General features: G+C 66.1%; 19 protein-coding genes. 12 read left to right on the top strand and 7 right to left on the bottom strand.

Annotated features, from left to right (window positions below; all coding sequences use genetic code 11):
- Nucleotides 1-65: 65 nt before the first annotated feature.
- From M2282_RS09140 to fabV, 4 genes are all read right to left on the bottom strand, one after another.
- Entirely contained in the window at nt 66-2,174 is a 2,109-nt protein-coding gene (locus M2282_RS09140) for a bifunctional 2',3'-cyclic-nucleotide 2'-phosphodiesterase/3'-nucleotidase (RefSeq protein WP_280808457.1), read from the bottom strand.
- A gap of 83 nt (nt 2,175-2,257) precedes the next feature.
- Nucleotides 2,258-3,481, bottom strand: coding sequence for an NAD(P)/FAD-dependent oxidoreductase (locus M2282_RS09135; RefSeq protein WP_280808456.1), 1,224 nt, complete (start codon nt 3,479-3,481; stop codon nt 2,258-2,260).
- Between the two features lie 43 nt (nt 3,482-3,524).
- Nucleotides 3,525-3,944, bottom strand: a complete 420-nt coding sequence (locus tag M2282_RS09130) for a group II truncated hemoglobin (protein ID WP_280808455.1) — start codon at nt 3,942-3,944, stop codon at nt 3,525-3,527.
- Between the two features lie 27 nt (nt 3,945-3,971).
- Entirely contained in the window at nt 3,972-5,168 is a 1,197-nt protein-coding gene (gene fabV / locus M2282_RS09125; protein ID WP_280808454.1) for an enoyl-ACP reductase FabV, read from the bottom strand.
- A 161-nt stretch (nt 5,169-5,329) separates the two neighbouring features.
- Here fabV and M2282_RS09120 point away from each other — a divergent pair, with 161 nt between their 5' ends.
- From M2282_RS09120 to M2282_RS09100, 5 genes are all read left to right on the top strand, one after another.
- Nucleotides 5,330-6,157, top strand: coding sequence for an ABC transporter substrate-binding protein (locus M2282_RS09120; protein WP_280808453.1), 828 nt, complete (start codon nt 5,330-5,332; stop codon nt 6,155-6,157).
- Between the two features lie 178 nt (nt 6,158-6,335).
- Nucleotides 6,336-7,031 (top strand): amino acid ABC transporter permease, encoded by a 696-nt coding sequence (locus M2282_RS09115; RefSeq protein WP_280808452.1) that lies wholly within the window; start codon nt 6,336-6,338, stop codon nt 7,029-7,031.
- 13 nt (nt 7,032-7,044) lie between these two features.
- Complete coding sequence (locus M2282_RS09110) at nt 7,045-7,773, top strand: amino acid ABC transporter permease (protein WP_280808451.1); 729 nt, start codon at nt 7,045-7,047, stop codon at nt 7,771-7,773.
- Nucleotides 7,770-8,513 (top strand): amino acid ABC transporter ATP-binding protein, encoded by a 744-nt coding sequence (locus M2282_RS09105; RefSeq protein WP_280808450.1) that lies wholly within the window; start codon nt 7,770-7,772, stop codon nt 8,511-8,513. Before M2282_RS09110 ends, M2282_RS09105 begins: the two co-directional genes overlap by 4 nt.
- The gene (locus M2282_RS09100) at nt 8,510-9,511 is read left to right on the top strand and encodes an isopenicillin N synthase family dioxygenase (protein WP_280808449.1); all 1,002 of its coding nucleotides are present in this window, start codon (nt 8,510-8,512) and stop codon (nt 9,509-9,511) included. Before M2282_RS09105 ends, M2282_RS09100 begins: the two co-directional genes overlap by 4 nt.
- Here M2282_RS09100 and M2282_RS09095 read toward each other — a convergent pair.
- The 3 genes from M2282_RS09095 to M2282_RS09085 form a co-directional block, all read right to left on the bottom strand.
- Nucleotides 9,454-9,777, bottom strand: coding sequence for a hypothetical protein (locus tag M2282_RS09095; protein WP_280808448.1), 324 nt, complete (start codon nt 9,775-9,777; stop codon nt 9,454-9,456). The two genes, M2282_RS09100 and M2282_RS09095, sit on opposite strands and share 58 nt — an antisense overlap.
- The gene (locus M2282_RS09090; protein WP_280808447.1) at nt 9,774-10,454 is read right to left on the bottom strand and encodes an HAD family hydrolase; all 681 of its coding nucleotides are present in this window, start codon (nt 10,452-10,454) and stop codon (nt 9,774-9,776) included. Before M2282_RS09090 ends, M2282_RS09095 begins: the two co-directional genes overlap by 4 nt.
- Before the next feature lie 210 nt (nt 10,455-10,664).
- Nucleotides 10,665-12,008 carry an MFS transporter gene (locus tag M2282_RS09085; RefSeq protein WP_280808446.1) on the bottom strand — a complete coding sequence of 448 codons (1,344 nt, stop codon included), beginning with the start codon at nt 12,006-12,008 and terminating at the stop codon, nt 10,665-10,667.
- Nucleotides 12,009-12,190: 182 nt separating this feature from the next.
- Here M2282_RS09085 and cyoA point away from each other — a divergent pair, with 182 nt between their 5' ends.
- From cyoA to M2282_RS09050, 7 genes are read left to right on the top strand one after another with little or no spacing between them, the layout of a single operon-like run.
- Nucleotides 12,191-13,216, top strand: a complete 1,026-nt coding sequence (cyoA, locus tag M2282_RS09080) for a ubiquinol oxidase subunit II (protein WP_280808445.1) — start codon at nt 12,191-12,193, stop codon at nt 13,214-13,216.
- On the top strand, nt 13,213-15,225 hold the full coding sequence (gene cyoB / locus M2282_RS09075) for a cytochrome o ubiquinol oxidase subunit I (protein WP_432422884.1): 2,013 nt from the start codon (nt 13,213-13,215) through the stop codon (nt 15,223-15,225). Before cyoA ends, cyoB begins: the two co-directional genes overlap by 4 nt.
- On the top strand, nt 15,218-15,895 hold the full coding sequence (gene cyoC, locus M2282_RS09070; RefSeq protein WP_280808443.1) for a cytochrome o ubiquinol oxidase subunit III: 678 nt from the start codon (nt 15,218-15,220) through the stop codon (nt 15,893-15,895). Before cyoB ends, cyoC begins: the two co-directional genes overlap by 8 nt.
- Complete coding sequence (gene cyoD / locus M2282_RS09065; RefSeq protein WP_280808442.1) at nt 15,892-16,302, top strand: cytochrome o ubiquinol oxidase subunit IV; 411 nt, start codon at nt 15,892-15,894, stop codon at nt 16,300-16,302. The genes cyoC and cyoD overlap by 4 nt, the downstream gene beginning before the upstream one ends.
- The gene (locus tag M2282_RS09060; RefSeq protein ID WP_280808441.1) at nt 16,299-17,156 is read left to right on the top strand and encodes an SURF1 family protein; all 858 of its coding nucleotides are present in this window, start codon (nt 16,299-16,301) and stop codon (nt 17,154-17,156) included. The genes cyoD and M2282_RS09060 overlap by 4 nt, the downstream gene beginning before the upstream one ends.
- Nucleotides 17,140-18,522, top strand: coding sequence for an ATP-binding protein (locus M2282_RS09055; RefSeq protein WP_280808713.1), 1,383 nt, complete (start codon nt 17,140-17,142; stop codon nt 18,520-18,522). Before M2282_RS09060 ends, M2282_RS09055 begins: the two co-directional genes overlap by 17 nt.
- Complete coding sequence (locus M2282_RS09050; RefSeq protein WP_280808440.1) at nt 18,519-19,079, top strand: response regulator transcription factor; 561 nt, start codon at nt 18,519-18,521, stop codon at nt 19,077-19,079. The genes M2282_RS09055 and M2282_RS09050 overlap by 4 nt, the downstream gene beginning before the upstream one ends.
- Nucleotides 19,080-19,156: the final 77 nt, after the last annotated feature.

Here is a 19,156-nt window from a genome sequence, read left to right as displayed (position 1 = left end):
CCGCTGAAGGTGAGGCCGTCGTGCCCCCACCCCTGCCCTCCCCCAGAGGGGGAGGGAGAAACACACTACTTGCCCAGGTCCAGCTTGTAGACCGAGCGGCCCTTGCCGCTGCCATCGTCCGCAGTCAGCAGCGACACGTTCGTCACCCCCGCATCCGTCGCCGCGCTCAATTGCCCCTGCCCCGACGTGAACACCACGTTGCCCGCCGTCGTCACCTTGGTGAAGCGCCAGCTGCGCGCCGCGCCGTTGGCCGCGCGGGTGATGGTCTTCTTCGCCTTGATGTATTCGATCAGCACATCGCGGTTCGCGTCCGGCGACGCGTAGATCGTCGCGCGGCCGTCCAGCGCCGGGATGAAGCTCCCGCCGCTCGTGGCGCGGTAGTTGTTGGTCGCGATCACGAACTCCTTGGCCGGGTCGATGGCCGCGCCCAGGTACGTGAGGTTCTTGATGCGGCTGCCCACGGCCTGCGTCACGTCGATCTCGTACTGCACATCCGGCGTGGTGAACATGTCGAAGTTGTAGCCGGGGAAGCTGCTGATGAGCTGCTGGTCCGCCGTCGACGCCGGGTCGATCCTGTTGAAGCGCTTGGCCGCGGCCTCCAGCCAGCCCTTGATCTCCGCGCCCGTGACCTTCACCGCATACACCGTGTTCGGGTACAGATAAAGGTCGGCCGCACTGAAGATCGCGAGGTTGCCCACGGCCACGTCGGTGTAGTCGCGCCCGCCCTCGAAGCCCGACTTGAACGGCGCGCTCACCGACAGCACCGGCAGGCTCTTGTATTGCGGCAGGTTGCCGTCGATGTAGCTTTTCACGTAGTCGGCCTGCGCCTGGTTCACGATCTGGATCGCGCCGGGGTCCCCCACGTCGGCGAAGAAGGTGTTCATGCGGAAGTCGGTGGTGCCGATGGGCGTCTTCACGTAGCTGATCGCAGCCTGGTGCTGCGTGTCGATGAGCGGCGCGACGCTCGGGTCGGCATCGACGTACACGGCCTTGTTGGCAGCGTCCTTGCCGGTCTGCGTGGAGCGCGCCTCCACCAGCGTCTTGCTCTTGTCCACGCTCCAGGCCTTGCCGTCGTACACCAGCTCGAGCTTGATGAGGCCGAGCGACTTGCCCCACGACGACGCCATCACCGCAGGCACGCCGTTGACGGTGCCGGCCGCGTTGTCCACGCCGGCCTGCGTGAAGCCGGGCTTGGCCGAGACACGGTCGGGGAAGGTGCCGTGCTGGTGGCCCATCATCAGCGCATCGATGCCGGGCACCTTCGACAGGTACAGCGCCGAGTTCTCCATGGTGGGCGAATACGGCGAGGCGTCGAGCCCGCCGTGCTGCAGCGCGACCACGATGTCGGCGCCCTTGGCGCGCAGCTCGGGGACGTACTTGTTGGCGGTTTCCACCGTGCCATCGACGCGCAGCTTGCCTTCGAGGTAGCGCTTGTCCCAGTTCATGATGCCGGGCGTGGTGAAGCCGATCACGCCGACCTTGATCGGCACCGTGACGCTCTTGCCGTCAGGGCCGGTCGCGGTGAATTGCCGCTCGAGGATCACGTAAGGCGCGAGCAGCGGCTTGCCGGTCTTCACGCTCTGCACGTTGGCCAGCACCAGCGGGAAGTTCGGGCCGACGCATTTCTTGGCCGTATCGACACCGTCGACATCGAGCCCGCCGCCGATGGCCTGGTTCAGAAACTCCAGGCCGTAGTTGAACTCGTGGTTGCCCAGCGTGCCGGCATCGAAACCGCCGGCGTTCATGGCCTTGTACATCGACAGCGGCTGCGTGCACGGAATGCGGTTGATCAGCGCCTCGTAGTCGGCGAGCGCCGTGCCCTGGATGGTGTCGCCGGCATCGAACAGCATCGTGTTCGCGTAGTCCTTGCGCGCGGCCTTGATGAGCGTGGCGGCGCGCTCGTAGCCGTACGACTTGTCTTCGGCCAGCTTGAAGTAGTCGAAGCTGAGCACGTTGAAGTGCAGGTCGGTGGTCTCCAGCAGGGCGACCGTGGTGCGCGTGTCCTTGGCCACCGGCGCTGGCGCCGGTGCGGGAGAAGGCGCCGGCACGATGGGCGGGAACACCGTACCGCCACCGCTTCCGCCGCCGCAGGCAGTCAGCAAGGTGGCAACCACGGCGGCACAGGTGGACATGGGGGCAAGGCGCCAGAGCGCCGCAGCCGCTGAATTCTTCATCGATCGTCTCCCTCGGATTAGGAAGACGCAGTCTCCGAAAGGCGAATGACAGGCTGGTGAATCGCGCCCGTCATGCAGCGCGGCTACGACAGGTGATTCTTTAGTGGTATTGACGCATCCGCGATCGCCACCGGGTCGGGGCTGCGGCCAGCTTCGAGCAGCTTGCGGCTCATCATGTGATCGACCGGCGCGTTGACCGATTCGACGCACGCGAGCTGCCCGTCGACGTAGTGGAACAGCGAGAACGCCTCGGGCTTGGGACCGGGGCGGCGCACGCTCGTCAAATCTGGCGTGCCTTCGGCAGGCATCAGGCCCACCATCTGCAGGCGCATGCTGCCCTGGTCGGACCAGAACCAAGCGACCGCATCGTGCGTGCGCGCGGCGCCGGTCAGCGTGGCGACTGCGGTGCGTGCCTGGTCGTTCGCGTTCTGCACCGATTCGAGCCGCAGTGCGCGGCCCGCGCGGCGATCGGGGAAGCGCGTGCAGTCGCCCACGGCGAGCACGTCGGCTGCGTTGGTCTGCATGTGGCCGTCGACCACGATGCCGTCGGCGCACTCGATGCCCGCGGCCTGCGCGAGTGCGGTCTCGGGCACGGCACCGATGCCCAGCAGCAGCAGGTCCACCGGCTGCTTCACGCCGTTGACCTGGATCGATGCGAGCCGGTCGCCCTCGACCTCGAATGCACCGGTCTGCGCGCCGAGCACGATGTCGATGCCGGCGGCGCGGTGCGTAGCGAGCACATGCGCCGACAGCTCGGGCGACACGGCGCGGCCCAGGAGGCGCGGCGCGCTTTCGATCACCTGCACGCTCTTGCCGAGCGCCTTCGCGGTGGCCGCCACTTCGAGGCCGATGAAGCCGCCGCCGAGCACGGTGACATGCTGCGCACCCGCAAGCCGCTCGCGCAGGCGATGCGCTTCTTCGGCGGCACGCAGGCTCGCGACGTTCTCCAGCCCTTGCTGGAGCCCGGGCATCTGCCGTGCACGCGTGCCCGTGGCCAGCACCAGCTTTTCCCACGGCAGCACCGCGCCCGAACGCAGCGTGACGGTGTGCGCCTCGCGGTCGATGGCCACGGCCGCATCGCCCAGGTGCAGCGTGATGCCCGCTTCGCGGTACCAGTCGGCGGCCTTGTGCGGCTGCGTGGTTTCTTCGGCGCTCTTGAGAAAGGCCTTCGACAGCGGCGGACGGTGGTACGGCTCGCAGGCCTCTTCGCAGACCAGGTGCACGCGCGCGCCCTGTCCGGCTTCGGCAAGGCTCGCGCAAAGCTGGGCCGCGGCGTGGCCGCCGCCGATGATGACGATGGAATTCATGAGGGAAAGTCTTTCGGGAGTCGGTGTCTGTTTTTATTCGCCGCTATTCGCCGCGGTTTCGCATCCAGTCTGCTGTCTGGAAGAAGGACGTGCGCAGCCTTGCGCGCAAGTCATCGGGCACACCGGTCTCGCCCATCGCCTGGTCCATGCAGGCCAGCCACTGGTCGCGCTCCTTGATGCCGATGCTGTGGCCGCCGATGCTCTGCGGCAAATGCCGCGCGCGCAGCATCGGATGGCCGAAGCGGTCGGTGTAGTGCTGCGGGCCGCCGAGCCAGCCGCACAGGAACCAGAAGAGGCGCTGGCGTGCGTTGTCGAGGCTGGTGCCGTGCACCGCGCGCAGTTGCGCGTAGGCGGGCTCGAGCTCCATCAGGTCGTAGAAGCGCTCGACCAGCGCCTCCACCTTCGGCTCGCCGCCGATCCACTCGAAGGGCGTGCCGGCGGGCGGCTTTTCTTGAATCTGCATGGGCGGGAGTATCCCTCTGTGCGCTTCCTAGGCCTGGACGAGGTTCGGGATTCCCACATCGGGGTTCACGTCGGCCTCGTAGTCCACGCCTTCGACAACGAAGCCGAAGAGCCGCAGGAACTCGGTCTTGTAGCCCGCGAAATCGGTGAGTTCGTGGATGTTCTCGCTCGTCACCTGGGGCCAGAGTTCGACCACGCGCGCCTGCACCTCCGGGGCCAGCTCCTTGTAGTCCGCGCGCAGGCGGCCTTCGGCGTCCAGGTGCGGCGTGTTGCCGTAGAGGCTCTCGGCGAAGAGGCCGTGCACCTGCTCGATGCAGCCTTCGTGCGTGCCCTTCTCCTTCATCACCTTGAAGAGGAGCGAGAGGTACAGCGGCATCATCGGAATGGCCGAGCTCGCCTGCGTCACGACCGCCTTCAGCACCGAGACGCGCGCATCGCCGCCCTTCGCCGCCAGCCCGGCGCGAATGCCGAGCACCTTCTGGTCGAGGTCCTTCTTGGCTGCGCCGATGGAGCCGTTCCAGTAGATGTCGTGCGTGATCTGCTCGCCCAAGTAGGTGAAGGCGGTGGTCTTGGCGCCATCGGCCAGCACGCCGGCTTCTTGCAGCGCGTCGATCCACATCTGCCAGTCTTCGCCGCCCATCACGGCGACGGTGTTGTCGATTTCTTCCTGCGTGGCGGGCTCCAGCACGGTTTCCTTGACGACCTCGTTGTCGGTGTCGAGGCCGCGCAGGGTCACGGCCTTGCCGATGGGCTTGAGCGTCGAGTTGAAGACCTGGCCAGTCTTCGGATGCGTGCGCCGCGGCGCGGCCAGGCTGTAGACGACGAGATCGACCTGGCCGAGATCCGCGCGGATCGCGTCGATGGTCTTCTGCTTCACGTCGTCGGAGAAGCCGTCGCCGTTGATGCTCTTCGCATAGAGGCCTTCTTCCGCCGCAGCGCGATGGAAGGCGGCGGTGTTGTACCAGCCGGGCGAGGCGGGCTTGGTCTCGCTGCCGGGCCGCTCGAAGAAAACGCCCAGCGTGTCGGCGCCGCAGCCGAAGGCCGCTGTGATGCGCGCGGCCAGGCCGTAGCCGGTCGATGCGCCGATGACGAGCACCTTCTTCGGTCCTTGCGCAATCCGGCCCTGGGCCAGCACGTGGTCGATCTGCTGTCTGACGTTGGCTTCGCAGCCCGTGGGATGGGTCGTGACGCAGATGAAGCCGCGCACGCGCGGTTTGATGATCATGAAGACCTCGCTGGATTGATGCCGGGGAAGCACGCAATTTAACCCAGCCGGGCTGGCAGGCATCCCATGCGGGCCATATGCATATGTCAATCGACGATTTAATAATCTGAGGTTTTATTGATATGGTTCAGGCCTGATTTCCAACCGGAGAAAGAACAACCATGCGCCACACCCTGCTCGCCGCGGCACTCGCCGCCTCCGCCCTGTTCACCGGCATCGCCGCCCACGCGGACCAGCTTGCCGACATCAAGAAGAAGGGCGAACTCGTGGTCGGCGTGCTCGGCACCGACGAGCCCGCCACCTTCGTCGACCCGAAGACGCGCCAGATCGTCGGCTACGAAGTCGACCTGGTGAACGCCATCGCCAGGAAGATCGGCGTGAAGCCGGTGCTCAAGCAGATCGCCGTGGCCGCACGAATTCCCGAGTTGCAACAAGGCCACGTGGACCTGGTGGCCGCGGGCCTCACGCACAACAAGGAGCGCGAGGCGCAGATCGACTTCTCGCTCACCACCTTCGTGACCGGCCAGAAGGCCATCGTGAAGAAGGACAGCGGCATCGCCGACATCCCGCAGTTGGGCGGAAAGAAGGTGCTGACCATCCGCGGCGGCACGCAGGAGCCCAACATCCGCAAGGCCGTGCCCACCGCCGAGGTCGTGACCTTCGACACGAGCCAGCAGGCCTTCCAGGCCCTGCAGCAAGGCAAGGGCGTGGGCTACGTGGACGACGAGGCCGCGCTGCTGCGCAGCTACGCCAAGCTGGGCCCCGCGAAGGCGCAGTACGTGGTGCTCAAGCAGAACCTGAGCACCGAGGCGCTGGCCATCGGCATCAAGAAGGGCGAGAGCGGCCTGAAGGCCGTGGTGGACGACACGCTGCGCGAGCTCGAGAAGTCGGGCGAGGCGCAGAAGATCTTCGTGAAGTGGTACGGGCCGACGACGGCTTCGGGCTTCGAGACGCGCGACTTCAAGTTCGACAGCGACAAGATCGACTGACACCGCCTTTGCATTTCTCCTTCCCCTTCCGGGGGAAGGCCGGGATGGGGGCTCGCGGCCTTCGAGCAAGCGCCACGTCTTTTCAGACGCCGTCGTGCCCCCACCCCAACCCTCCCCCGGGAGGGGAGGGAGCCAAACCGGAAAGCCGCCCCTTGCGACGGTGATACTGTCGCCCCCCATGCCCCTGTTCGACTATTCCTTGCTGCTGACCGGCAAGTACCACGACATGCTCGTCGCGGGCCTCCTGCTCTCGCTGCAGCTGCTCGCGGCCTCGCTCGTGCTGGCGCTGCCCATCGCGCTGGTAGTGGCGCTCTTGCGCCTGTCGCCGATCGCGCCGCTGCGCTGGCTGGGCTTTGCGTACGTGGAATCGATCCGCAACATCCCGCTGCTTGCGCACATGCTCTTCTGGTATTTCGGCGCGCCCGAGCTCTTGCCCGATGGCATCAAGCAGTGGCTCTACGCGGGCCACATCGAGGCCTACAGCGCCATCGTCGCGCTCGCGCTGTACACGGCCGCCTTCATGGCGGAGGACATCCGAAGCGGCATCCGCGCGATACCGACCGTGCAGTTCGAAGCGGGCCGCGCATTGGGCTTCGGCTTCCTGGACACCATGCGCCGCTTGGTGCTGCCGCAGGCGCTGCGCATCACCGTGCCGCCACTGATCTCGCAGACGCTGAGCCTCTGGAAGAACACCTCCATCGCGACTGTGATCGGCGTGGCCGAGCTGATGTACCAGGCCGGGCAGGTGGAGAGTGCGACCTTCCGCAGCTTCGAGTCGTTCGCGTTCGCGAGCGCAGCCTACTTGACGGTATCGCTGGCCATCACGGGCCTCGCGACCTGGTACCACCACCGCTTCCCGGTGCGAACGATCTGAGGACGGCGACGCGATGCTCCAGATCATCAACGACTACTGGGTCTACTTCCTCATCGGGCAGTACCCGAACGGCCCGCTCGGCGGGCTGGTGCTCACGCTGCTGCTTGCGTCCTGCGGCCTCGTGCTCGCGCTGCCGCTGGGCATCGTGCTGGGCCTCGCGCGCGTGAGCCCGTGGCGCTGGGTGCGCTGGCCTGTGACAGGCTTCGTCTTCGTGGTGCGCGGCCTGCCGCTGCTGATGGTGATCTTCTGGGCCTACTTCTTCCTGCCCAGCGTGACGGGCGTGAAGACCGACCAGTTCACCACCATGCTGATCGCGCTCGTGATCTTCGATGCCGCCTACCTCGCCGAGATCGTGCGCGCCGGCATCCAGGGCCTGCCGCGCGGGCAGATGGAAACGGCGCGCGCGCTGGGCCTGAGCTACTTCCGCGCGATGCGCCTGGTGGTGCTGCCGCAGGCGCTGCGCAGCATGCTGCCTTCTCTGGTGAACCAGTTCGTCTCTACCATCAAGGAGACCTCGCTCGGCTACATCATCGGCCTGGCGGAGGTGTCGTTCATCGCAACGCAGATCAACACGCAGGTGTTCACCAAGCCGGCGCAGATCTACCTGATATTGGGCGGCACGTACTTCATTCTTTGCTTCGGCCTCTCGCGCTTCGCCTACTGGCTGGAGCGACGGTTCGCGCGCCGCGGCATGTCCACCATTGGCTCCACTTCCGCTTCGGCCCCCAAGGTGTCCGCATGATCGAACTGCAGAACGTCAACAAGTGGTACGGCAGCTACCAGGCCCTGGTCGACATCAACGAGACCATCCACAAGGGCGAGGTCGTCGTGGTGTGCGGGCCCTCAGGCTCGGGCAAGTCGACGCTGATCCGCACCTTCAACCGGCTCGAGCCGATCCAGTCGGGCCGCATTCTTTTCGAGGGCCAGGACATCCACGCGCCCGGCACCGACGTGAACGCCTTCCGCTCGCGCATCGGCTTCGTGTTCCAGCAATTCAACCTGTTCCCGCACCTCACGGTGCTGCAGAACTGCACGATGGCGCCGATGCAGCTTCGCGGCCTCTCGCGCAAGGACGCCGAGGAGCGCGCGATGGCGCTGCTGCAACGCGTGGGCCTGGCGAACAAGGCCGATGCGTGGCCGAGCGAACTCTCGGGCGGCCAGCAGCAGCGCGTGGCGATCGCGCGCGCCCTCGCGATGCAGCCGCCGCTGATGCTGTTCGACGAGCCCACCAGCGCGCTCGACCCCGAGATGGTCGGCGAGGTGCTGTTGGTGATGCGCGACCTCACGCGCGACGGCATGACCATGGTCTGCGTGACGCACGAGATGGGCTTTGCGCGCGAGGTGGCCGACCGCGTGATCTTCATGGACGAAGGCAAGGTGCTCGAGCGCGCAACGCCCGACGATTTCTTCAACCGGCCGCAGCATCCGCGCGCGCAGCAGTTCCTGTCCGACATCCGCTCGCCTTTCTCGAGAGACGCATGACCGACCAATCCCTTCCCCTGATCGACGTTGCGCCGCTCGTGGCCGGCACGGCCGGACGCGAGGACGTGGCCGCGCAGATTGGCGCCGCCTGCCGCGCGCACGGCTTTTTCTACGTCACCGGCCACGGCGTGGATGCGGCGCTGGTGCAACGGCTCGAAGACCTGAGCCACCGTTTCTTCGAGCTGCCCGAAGAAGCCAAGATGCGATGGCGCATGGCCCTCGGCGGGCGCGCATGGCGCGGCTTCTTTCCGCTCGGCGGCGAGCTGACCTCGGGCCGGCCCGACTGGAAGGAAGGCCTGTACCTCGGCACCGAGCTGCCCGCGACGCACCCGCTGGTGCAGGCGAAGACGCCGGTGCACGGGCCGAACCTTTTTCCCGATGTGCCGGGCTTCCGCGAAACCATCCTCGAGTACATGGCGGCTGTCACGCAACTGGGCCACCAGTTGATGGAAGGCATCGCACTGAGCCTGGGCCTGCCGGCCACGTATTTCGCCGAGCGCTACACCGCCGATCCGCTGATCCTGTTCCGCCTGTTCAACTACCCCTCGCAGCCCGTGCCCGAAGGGCTCGACGTGCAATGGGGCGTGGGCGAACACACCGACTACGGCCTGCTCACCATCCTGCACCAGGACAACGTCGGTGGCCTCGCGGTGCACACGCCGGGCGGCTGGATCGACGCGCCGCCGATTGCAGGCTCCTTCGTCTGCAACATCGGCGACATGCTCGACCGCATGACCGGCGGGCTCTACAAGTCGACGCCGCACCGCGTGAAGCGCAACACCTCGGGGCGCGACCGGCTGTCGTTCCCGCTGTTCTTCGATCCGAATTTCGAGGCGCGCGTGCAGCGCATCGAAGGCCTCGCGGGTGCCGAAGCGCTGGACGACAGCGCCGAGCGCTGGGACCGCGCCAACGTGCACGCCTTCAGCGGCCGCTACGGCGACTACCTGCTGGCGAAGGTGTCGAAGGTGTTCCCGCAGTTGCGCGACGAAGTGCTGTGAGTGGGCCTAGCTGGGACATCGATGAATTCGTCCTCCCAGCTGCCGACATCCGCGCCGGGATCGGAGATGGGCACGAGCTTGTCGCTGCGGCAGTAGAAGGTCCAGCCCTCGAAAAGCACGTCGTAGTAGGTGCCGGGCAGGTAGCGCTCGCTGGGCGCGTCATAGGGCGCCGAGACCACTTCCACGATGCGGCCGACCGCGCGCTCGGTCATCGGCGATGCGAGGCAGCTGTCGATGACGTGGCACAGGGTGCCGATTCTGATCATGGCCGCACCATTTCGCCCGGAAACCAGCGCGGCAGGTGCGCCGTCGCGTCGTGCAGCGAGTCCAGCACATGGAAAGCCCGCTCGATGATCGATGCAGGCGGGTGCTTGAGGTCCGGCACGATCACGACGCGAAGGCCGGCGGCCAGCGCGGCCTTGGCGCCGTTCTCGCTGTCCTCGAACGCGATGCACTGCGACGGGTCCACGCCCAGGCGCGAGGCCGCGAGCAGATAGAGCGCTGGATCGGGCTTGGCGCGCGCCACCTCGTCGCCGCCCGCGAAGGCATCGAAGTGATGGAGCACGTCGAGGCTGCCGAGGCAGGCCTGGATCTGCCCGCTGGTCGAAGACGACGCCACGGCACAACGTGTTCCGCGCTGGCGCAGCGCGGCGAGGAATTCGGCTGCGCCCGGCTTGATGGGAAAGAGCGGCGCGCCGTCCGAGCGCTCCAGCTGCAGGCACTTGCGAACATGGGCGATCGCATGGCGGTAGGCGTCCGGCCCGCCGAGCAGCGCGCCGAGGATCACCTCGGACTCCGAAGTGGCGAGGCCGACGACCCGCAGGTATTGGCTGTGCGAAAGCTCGATGTCGAGCGTGCGGGCCGCTTCGATCCACGCGGCCATGATGGGCCGCTCCGAATCGATGAGGAGCCCGTCCATGTCGAAGATGGCGGCGGCAAACATGGCGCGATCCTAAGCCAGCGCGCGCGGCAGCGTCGGAAAAGGAAAAGGGGCCGACAGGCCCCCTTTCAAAAACAGCTTTCGATGCGCTCAGAAGGTGTGAAGAAACCGTAGCGAGCGGTTCGAGCTTGCACCGAGGACCGGAGCCGTACTCTGTACGGTGAGGACCGCAGGTGCGAGATCGGACCGCGCAGTAGGTTTATTCATGCCTTCTCAGTCGCGCACCAGCGCGCGGTTCAACCCCAGCGCGGCCAGCGTGCCGGCCGCACCCGAGAGCAGGTAGACGCTCACGTAGGCCAAGCCGAAGTTCGCCGACAGCCCCAGCGCGACCAGCGGTGCGAAGGCAGCGCCGATCAGCCAGGCCAGGTCGGCCGTCAGGGCCGCGCCGGTGTAGCGGTACTTGGGTTCGAAGTTCGAGGTCACCGCGCCGGCCGCCTGGCCGTAGGAGAGGCCCAGCAGCACGAAGCCCAGCAGGATGAAGACGTCCTGCCCGAGCCGGCCGCCGTCCAGCAGCGTGGGGGCAAAACCACTGAACACCGCGATCATCGCGGCCAGGCCGCCCAGGGTGAAACGGCGGCCCACGCGGTCGGCGATCACGCCCGAGGCCACGATGCCGCCGGCGCAGAACACCGCACCGATCATCTGCACCACCAGGAACTCGGTGATCGACTGGTCGGAATACAAGGTGATCCAGGACAGCGGGAACACTGTGATCAGGTGGAACAGCGCGTAGCTGGCCAGCGCAGCGAACGCGCCGATCAGCAGGTTGGCGCCCTGCGAGCGGGTCAGCTCGACCACGCTGGTGGGCTGCAGCTCGCGCTCTTCGAGGAGGCGCGAATACTCTTCGGTGGCCACCAGGCGCAGGCGCGCGAACAGCGCCACCACGTTGATCGCGAAGGCCACGTAGAAGGTGTAGCGCCAGCCCCAGTCGAGGAATTCCTTGATCGAGAGGCTTGCGTAGAGATACGCGAACAGCGCACTGGCAATGAAGAAGCCGATGGGCGCGCCCAGCTGGCCCAGCATGGCGTACCAGCCGCGGCGGTTGGGCGGTGCGTTCAGCGCCAGCAGCGAGGGCAGGCCGTCCCATGAGCCGCCGAGCGCCAGGCCCTGGCAGAAGCGGAACACCGACAGCAGCACGATCGCCGTGAACCCGATGCTCTCGTAGCCCGGCAGGAAGGCAATGCCGGCCGTGGACGTGCCCAGCAGGAACAGGGCGATCGTCAGCTTGGTTTCGCGCCCGAATCGTCGCTGGATCGCCATTGAAATGACAGTTCCGAACGGCCGTGCGATGAAGGCGAACGAGAAGACCACGAACGCGTAAAGGATTCCCTCCAGGCGCTGCTCGAACGGGAAGAATACGTACGGAAACACCAGCACCGAGGCGATGCCGTAGACGAAGAAGTCGAAATACTCGGAAGCGCGGCCGATGATCACGCCGACCGCGATCTCGCCCGGGGCGATGTGCGAGTGATCGGCGTTGCCCTGGCTGGCGCCGTTTCCGGACGTGTTCGGCACAGGCTGTGCGCCTTGCGGACTGATGCTGGACGTCGTCGTCATTGCGTTTTGTAATTCGGGTGTCACCGGCAGTGACAGAGGTAGACCATTGAACAGAGGCTCCAAGCGTCTCACCGAACGGGGATTCCCGCCATAGGACAAAACGTCCAATAGGCGGCAGGAACCTTTGGTCGTAGATTGTGGAGTCTTTGCGCAGCCCACGCACTCCTTTATTTCTCTTCGGCATGCCCACCCTCCACTTCCTTCGCCGATGGCTCCTGTTGCTCCCCCTCGCCCTGCTGGCGGGCTGCAACACGGTGCTCATGAACCCCTCCGGCGACATCGCCAACCAGCAGGGCCGACTCATCGTCGTCTCCACGGTGCTGATGCTGATCATCATCATCCCGGTGATCGCGCTGACCATCTTCTTCGCCTGGCGCTATCGCCAGTCGAACAAGGAGGCCACCTACAGCCCCGACTGGGACCATTCCACCCAGCTCGAACTGGCAATCTGGGCCGCGCCGCTGCTGATCATCATCGCGCTGGGCGCGATCACCTGGATCAGCACCCACACGCTGGACCCGTACCGCCCGCTCACCCGGCTGGACGCCAAGCGCCAGATCTCGCCCGAGACCAAGCCGCTGGTGGTCGAAGTGGTGGCGCTCGACTGGAAATGGCTCTTCATCTACCCCGAGCAGGGCATCGCCACGGTGAATGAACTGGCCGCCCCGGTGGACGTGCCGATCAGTTTCAAGATCACCGCCTCCTCGGTGATGAATTCCTTCTTCATCCCCGCGCTGGCCGGCCAGATCTACGCCATGCCGGGCATGGAGACCAAGCTGCACGCGGTGATCAACAAGCCGGGCGAATTCGAAGGCTTCTCGGCCAACTACAGCGGCGCGGGCTTCTCGGGCATGCGCTTCAAGTTCCACGGCCTGAGCAAGGACGATTTCGACAAGTGGGTCGAGAAAGCCAAGACCTCCAAGGAAGGCGAGCTCACCCGCGAGGGCTACATGAAGCTCGAAGTGCCGAGCGAGCGCGAGCCGGTGCGCCACTACGCCACCGTCGATGCCGACCTTTACAACGCCATCCTCAACCGCTGCGTCGATCGCAACAAGATGTGCATGAGCCAGATGATGGCCATCGACGCCGACGGCGGCATGGGCAAGCCCGGCGCCTTCAACGTCGCCACCATGCAGAGCTGGCAACCCGACACCCTCAACTCGCCCAAGCGTAAGTACGTCACGGCGATGTGCACCACCGAAGAATGACGATGTTCGCGAACCTTGACCTGACGAAGCTCATCTTCGGCCGCCTCACGTGGGAGGCGATTCCCTACCACGAGCCCATCCTGCTCGCGACCTTCGCGGCCGTGGTACTGGGCGGCCTGGCCCTCCTGGGCGCCCTCACCTACTTCAAGGTCTGGGGCACCCTGTGGCGCGACTGGATCACCAGCATCGACCACAAGAAGATCGGCATCATGTACATCATCCTCGGGCTGGTGATGCTGCTGCGCGGCTTTGCCGACGCGATCATGATGCGGGCCCAGCAGGCCTTCGCCTTCGGCGACAACGCGGGCTTTTTGCCGCCGCACCACTACGACCAGATCTTCACCGCCCACGGCGTGATCATGATCTTCTTCGTGGCGATGCCGCTGGTCACGGGCCTCATGAACTTCGTGGTGCCGCTGCAGATCGGCGCGCGCGACGTGGCCTTTCCGTTCCTGAACAACTTCAGCTTCTGGATGACCACCTTCGGCGCGGGCCTGGTGATGGCTTCGCTGTTCGTCGGCGAGTTCGCCAAGACCGGATGGCTGGCGTATCCGCCGCTGTCGGGCATTCTCTTCAGCCCTGACGTGGGGGTCGACTACTACATATGGTCGTTGCAGATAGCGGGGGTCGGTACCTTGCTCTCTGGCGTCAACTTGCTGGCCACCATCGTGAAGATGCGCGCGCCCGGCATGACCATGATGAAGATGCCCGTCTTCACCTGGACCGCCCTGTGCACCAACGTGCTGATCGTGGCTGCCTTCCCGGTGCTGACCGCCGTGCTGGCCCTGCTGTCGCTCGACCGCTACGTCGGCACCAACTTCTTCACGAACGACCTGGGCGGCAACGCCATGATGTACGTGAACCTGATCTGGATCTGGGGCCACCCCGAGGTGTATATCCTGATCCTGCCGGCCTTCGGCATCTTCTCGGAAGTGGTCTCCACCTTCTCGGGCAAGCGCCTGTTCGGCTACGCCTCGATGGTGTACGCCACGGTCGTGATCACGATCCTGTCGTACCTGGTGTGGCTGCACCACTTCTTCACCATGGGCTCGGGCGCCAGCGTGAATTCGTTCTTCGGCATCACGACGATGATCATCTCGATCCCGACGGGCGCGAAGATCTTCAACTGGCTCTTCACCATGTACCGCGGCCGCATCCGCTACGAGCTGCCGATGATGTGGACCATCGGCTTCATGATCACCTTCGTGATCGGCGGCATGACCGGCGTGCTGCTGGCAGTGCCCCCGGCCGACTTCGTGCTGCACAACAGCCTGTTCCTCATTGCCCACTTCCACAACGTGATCATCGGCGGCGTGCTGTTCGGCATGCTGGCGGGCATCACCTACTGGTTCCCGAAGGCCTTCGGCTACAAGCTCGATCCGTTCTGGGGCAAGTGCTCGTTCTGGTTCTGGATCATCGGCTTCTGGTTCGCCTTCATGCCGCTGTACATCCTGGGCCTGATGGGCGTCACCCGCCGCATGAGCCACTTCCAGGACATGTCGCTGCAGATCTGGTTCCAGATCGCCGCCTTCGGCGCCGTGCTGATCGCGCTGGGCATCGCCTCGTTCATCATCCAGCTGGTGGTGAGCTACATCCGCCGCGATTCGCTGCGCGACACCACGGGCGATCCGTGGAACGGCCGCACGCTCGAATGGTCGACCTCCTCGCCGCCGCCGGCCTACAACTTCGCGTTCACGCCGCGCATCCATGACAACGATGCCTGGACCGACATGAAGCGCCGCGGCTACGAGCGCCCGCTGGAGGGCTTCACGCCGATCCACATGCCCAAGAACACCAGCGCCGGCTTCATCATCGCGGCCCTGGCTGCGGTGTGCGGCTTCGCGCTGATCTGGCAGATGTGGCTCGTGGCGGGCATCGGGTTCGTTTCCATGCTGGCTGCCGTGATCATCCATACCTTCAACTACAAGCGCGACTACTACATCCCCGCGGAAGAAGTCGTTCGCACCGAGGCCGAACGCACCCGCCTGCTGGGAGCCGCCCATGTCTGATACCACCGTTCTCCCGACGCCCGCGGGCCATCACGTCCCGGCCGGCGCCCACAGCGACCAGACGGGCAAGCCGCCCGTGTTCGAGCTGTTCCACGTCGGCAACGACCACCACCCGGAAAACGGCACGCTGCTGGGCTTCTGGCTCTACCTGATGAGCGACTGCCTCATCTTTGCGTGCCTGTTCGCTGTGTACGGCGTGCTGGGCCGCAACTATGCGGCCGGCCCCTCGGGCGCCGACCTGTTCGACCTGCCGCTGGTGGCGATCAACACCTCGCTGCTGCTGCTGTCGTCGATCACCTACGGCTTCGCGATGCTCGAGATGCAGAAGAAGCGCATGGGCGGCGTGCTGGTGTGGCTGGCCATCACCGGCCTGCTGGGCGCGGGCTTCATCGGCCTCGAACTCTATGAATTCGCGCACCTGCTGCACGAAGGCGCGGGCCCGCAGCGCAGCGCGTTCCTGTCGTCGTTCTTTGCGCTGGTCGGCACCCACGGCCTGCACGTGAGCTTCGGCATCATCTGGCTCATCGTGCTGATGATCCAGCTGCCCAAGCACGGCTTCACCGCCGCGAACCGCCGCCGCCTGATGTGCCTGTCGATGTTCTGGCACTTCCTGGACGTCGTGTGGATCGGCGTCTTCACCTTTGTCTACCTGATGGGATCGATGGCATGAGCGCCCACACCGACACCGCAGCGCATGGTCACGACGCGCATGGCGCCCACGACGACCATCACGACGATGGCCCCGTGAGCCACAGCACCTTCAAGGGCTACATGACCGGCTTCGTGCTGGCCGTGATCCTCACCGCGATTCCGTTCTGGCTCGTCATGGGCAAGGTGATTCCCAGCGCGAACACCACCTCGCTGGTCATCCTGGGCTTCGCGGCCGTGCAGATCGTGGTCCACATGATCTATTTCCTGCACATGGACGCCAAGTCCGAGAGCGGCTGGAACATGCTGGCCCTGATCTTCACGATCGTGCTCGTCGTCATCACGTTGGCCGGCTCGCTCTGGGTCATGTATCACATGAACGCCAACATGATGCCGATGTCGGTGCACGACATGAAGAACATGCCTTGACGCTCCCCGCGCCAGACCACCTCAGCCACAACAACACACCGGCCGGGCGCCCGCGCTCCGCGGCCGCCCGGGTGGCACTGGCGGTCTGCGCGGCGCTGGCCTTTGCCGGCTTCTTCGCGCTAGGCACCTGGCAGGTCGAGCGCAGGGCCTGGAAGCTCGATCTCATCGCCCGCGTCGACCAGCGCGTGCACGCCCCGGCCGCCCCCCCCCCCGCGCGCGCCGACTGGCCGCAAGTGAACGCAGCCAACGACGAATACCGCCATGTGCGCCTCACCGGCACCTTCCTGCACGACAAGGAAACCCTGACCCAGGCGAGCACACGGCTCGGCGCCGGCTTCTGGGTGCTGACGCCGCTGCGCACTGCCGATGGCACCGTGGTGCTGGTCAATCGCGGCTTCGTGCCGCCCGAAGCACGCGAACGCGTGAACCGCGCGGCCACCGAGGCGAAGGGTGAGGTCACCGTCGCCGGCCTTCTGCGCATCACCGAGCCCAAGGGCGGCTTCCTCCGCAAGAACGACCCCGCCGCCGACCGCTGGTTCTCGCGCGACGTGCAGGCCATCGCCGCGGCACGCGGACTGAATGACGTGGCGCCCTACTTCGTCGATGCCGAGGCCGATCCGTCGCTCCCGCCCGAGACGGCCGACTACCCCGTGCGCGGCCTGACGGTCATCGCCTTCCCCAACAGCCACCTGGTCTACGCCCTCACCTGGTATGGCCTCGCGCTGATGGTCCTGGGCGGCGCGTGGTTCGTCTGGCGCGACGGGCGCCGGCGCGCCGCGAGGGCATCTGGCGGCAGCGGCGAAAATGCGACCCATGCCCACCCCAGCCCCCGCCCCGATGCGCGCCACGACTGAAGCGGTCGCGGGCGAGCTGCTCGCGCCCCGCGCCGGCGTCGCGAGCCTGGACAACGCCACCGGCCACAAGAACATGCAGCAGCTGATCCAGCTGCGCTGGTTCGCGGTGGTCGGGCAAGTGGCCACCATCCTGGTGGTGCACTACGGCTTCGGCATCCGGCTGCCGCTGGACAACATGCTGCAGGTGCTCGCCTGCCTCGCGCTCTTCAACATGGTGAGCCTGCTGCGCTCGCGCACCCACCGCCGGGTGACCAATGGCGAACTGTTCCTCGCGCTGCTGGTCGACGTGGCCACGCTCACGGCGCAGCTCTACCTGAGCGGCGGCGCGACCAACCCCTTCGTCTTTCTCTACCTGCTGCAGGTGATCCTGGGCGCGGTGCTGCTGAAGGCCTGGTCGACCTGGACCATCGTGGCCGTCACCGGCCTGTGCTTCGCGGGGCTGGCGCTCTTCTCACGCCCGCTCGCATTGCCGCTGGACCACGACCGGGGCCTGTGGAGCCCCTACATCCAGGGCATGCTGGTGTGCTTTGCACTCAATGCGGCGCTGCTGGTCATCTTCATCACCCGCATCAGCCGCAACCTGCGCGCGCGCGATGCGCGGCTGGCCGACCTGCGCCAGCGCGCCTCCGAAGAAGAACACATCGTGCGCATGGGCCTTCTCGCCTCGGGCGCGGCGCACGAGCTGGGCACGCCGCTTGCCACGCTGGCGGTGATCCTCGGAGACTGGCGCCGCCTGCCCCACTTCAGCTCCGACCCCGAACTCCTGACCGAGGTGGCCGAAATGGAACTGCAGATCCAGCGCTGCAAGAGCATCGTGAGCGGCATCCTGCTGTCGGCCGGCGAGGCGCGCGGCGAATCGTCCGAAGAAACCACGGTGAGCACCTTCCTCGACGATCTCGTGGAAGAGTGGCGCACCACGCGCCCGGTGGAGGAGTTCGACTACGACAACCGCTTCGGGCAAGACCTGCCCATGGTTTCCGACTCGGCCCTGAAGCAGATGATCTGCAATGTCCTCGACAACGCGCTGGAGGCCTCGCCGCACTGGCTGCGCCTCGAAGCGGCGCACGATGCCGACGATCTCACGATCACTGTCACCGACGCGGGCCCGGGATTCCTTCCGGCGATCCTCAAGGAGTTCGGCAAGCCCTACCAGTCGAGCAAGGGTCGCCCGGGCGGCGGGCTCGGGCTCTTCCTCGTCGCCAACGTGGCGCGCACCCTGGGCGGCCGCGTCGCGGCGCGCAACCGGCCCGAGGGCGGTGCCATCGTGACCGTCACGCTGCCGCTCGCGGCCATCGTGCTGGAAGAAGAGGAAGAGACCGAAGACGGCGCGGCACCAGTCGCCGCCATGGACAACGCAAAACCATGACCGAAACCGCCGATGCCGAACGCCAGTTGCTGATCGTCGAGGACGATGGCGCCTTCGCGCGCACGCTCAGCCGCTCCTTCGAGCGGCGCGGCTATGCGGTGATGCACGCGAGCAATGCCGAAGAGGTCCAGGCGCTGCTGGAGACCGCTCCCCCTGCCCGCTCGCCGGGCTACGCGGTGGTCGACCTCAAGCTCAACGGCGAAGCCTCGGGCCTGACCTGCGTGCAGATGCTGCACCAGCACAACCCGACGATGCTGATCGTGGTGCTCACGGGCTTTGCCAGCATCGCGACCGCGGTGGAGGCCATCAAGCTGGGCGCCTGCCACTACCTGGCCAAGCCGTCGAACACCGACGACATCGAGGCCGCCTTCGGCCGCGCTGCCGGCACCACCGAGGTGGAACTGACCAACCGCTCGACCTCGATCAAGACGCTCGAATGGGAGCGCATCCACGAGATGCTGGCCGAGACTGGCTTCAACATCTCCGAGACCGCGCGGCGTCTCGGCATGCATCGGCGCACATTGGCACGCAAACTCGGCAAACAGCAGGTCAAGTAACATGATCTGCCGGTTTCGCGCCAACTGCGGAACCAAAACCGATTCCTGAGGTTCTGTCCTGATGACGAATAGCCCAT

Source organism: Variovorax boronicumulans, assembly GCF_029892485.1.
Lineage (GTDB): Bacteria > Pseudomonadota > Gammaproteobacteria > Burkholderiales > Burkholderiaceae_C > Variovorax > Variovorax boronicumulans_B.
The sequence above is the reverse complement of the archived record's forward strand: the minus strand, read 5'-3'. Positions and strand labels throughout refer to the sequence as shown.

Bases quoted from the DNA above. Each gene is read 5' to 3' on its own strand.
- cyoC (WP_280808443.1), top strand. From the start codon at position 15,218: ATGTCTGATACCACCGTTCTCCCGACGCCCGCGGGCCATCACGTCCCG.
- M2282_RS09100 (WP_280808449.1), top strand. From the start codon at position 8,510: ATGACCGACCAATCCCTTCCCCTGATCGACGTTGCGCCGCTCGTGGCC.
- M2282_RS09090 (WP_280808447.1), bottom strand. From the start codon at position 10,454: ATGTTTGCCGCCGCCATCTTCGACATGGACGGGCTCCTCATCGATTCG.
- M2282_RS09130 (WP_280808455.1), bottom strand. From the start codon at position 3,944: ATGCAGATTCAAGAAAAGCCGCCCGCCGGCACGCCCTTCGAGTGGATC.
- M2282_RS09140 (WP_280808457.1), bottom strand. From the start codon at position 2,174: ATGAAGAATTCAGCGGCTGCGGCGCTCTGGCGCCTTGCCCCCATGTCC.
- cyoA (WP_280808445.1), top strand. From the start codon at position 12,191: ATGCCCACCCTCCACTTCCTTCGCCGATGGCTCCTGTTGCTCCCCCTC.
- M2282_RS09120 (WP_280808453.1), top strand. From the start codon at position 5,330: ATGCGCCACACCCTGCTCGCCGCGGCACTCGCCGCCTCCGCCCTGTTC.
- cyoB (WP_432422884.1), top strand. From the start codon at position 13,213: ATGACGATGTTCGCGAACCTTGACCTGACGAAGCTCATCTTCGGCCGC.
- M2282_RS09115 (WP_280808452.1), top strand. From the start codon at position 6,336: ATGCCCCTGTTCGACTATTCCTTGCTGCTGACCGGCAAGTACCACGAC.
- M2282_RS09105 (WP_280808450.1), top strand. From the start codon at position 7,770: ATGATCGAACTGCAGAACGTCAACAAGTGGTACGGCAGCTACCAGGCC.
- M2282_RS09055 (WP_280808713.1), top strand. From the start codon at position 17,140: ATGCGCGCCACGACTGAAGCGGTCGCGGGCGAGCTGCTCGCGCCCCGC.
- cyoD (WP_280808442.1), top strand. From the start codon at position 15,892: ATGAGCGCCCACACCGACACCGCAGCGCATGGTCACGACGCGCATGGC.
- M2282_RS09095 (WP_280808448.1), bottom strand. From the start codon at position 9,777: ATGATCAGAATCGGCACCCTGTGCCACGTCATCGACAGCTGCCTCGCA.
- M2282_RS09110 (WP_280808451.1), top strand. From the start codon at position 7,045: ATGCTCCAGATCATCAACGACTACTGGGTCTACTTCCTCATCGGGCAG.
- M2282_RS09135 (WP_280808456.1), bottom strand. From the start codon at position 3,481: ATGAATTCCATCGTCATCATCGGCGGCGGCCACGCCGCGGCCCAGCTT.
- M2282_RS09085 (WP_280808446.1), bottom strand. From the start codon at position 12,008: ATGACGACGACGTCCAGCATCAGTCCGCAAGGCGCACAGCCTGTGCCG.
- fabV (WP_280808454.1), bottom strand. From the start codon at position 5,168: ATGATCATCAAACCGCGCGTGCGCGGCTTCATCTGCGTCACGACCCAT.
- M2282_RS09050 (WP_280808440.1), top strand. From the start codon at position 18,519: ATGACCGAAACCGCCGATGCCGAACGCCAGTTGCTGATCGTCGAGGAC.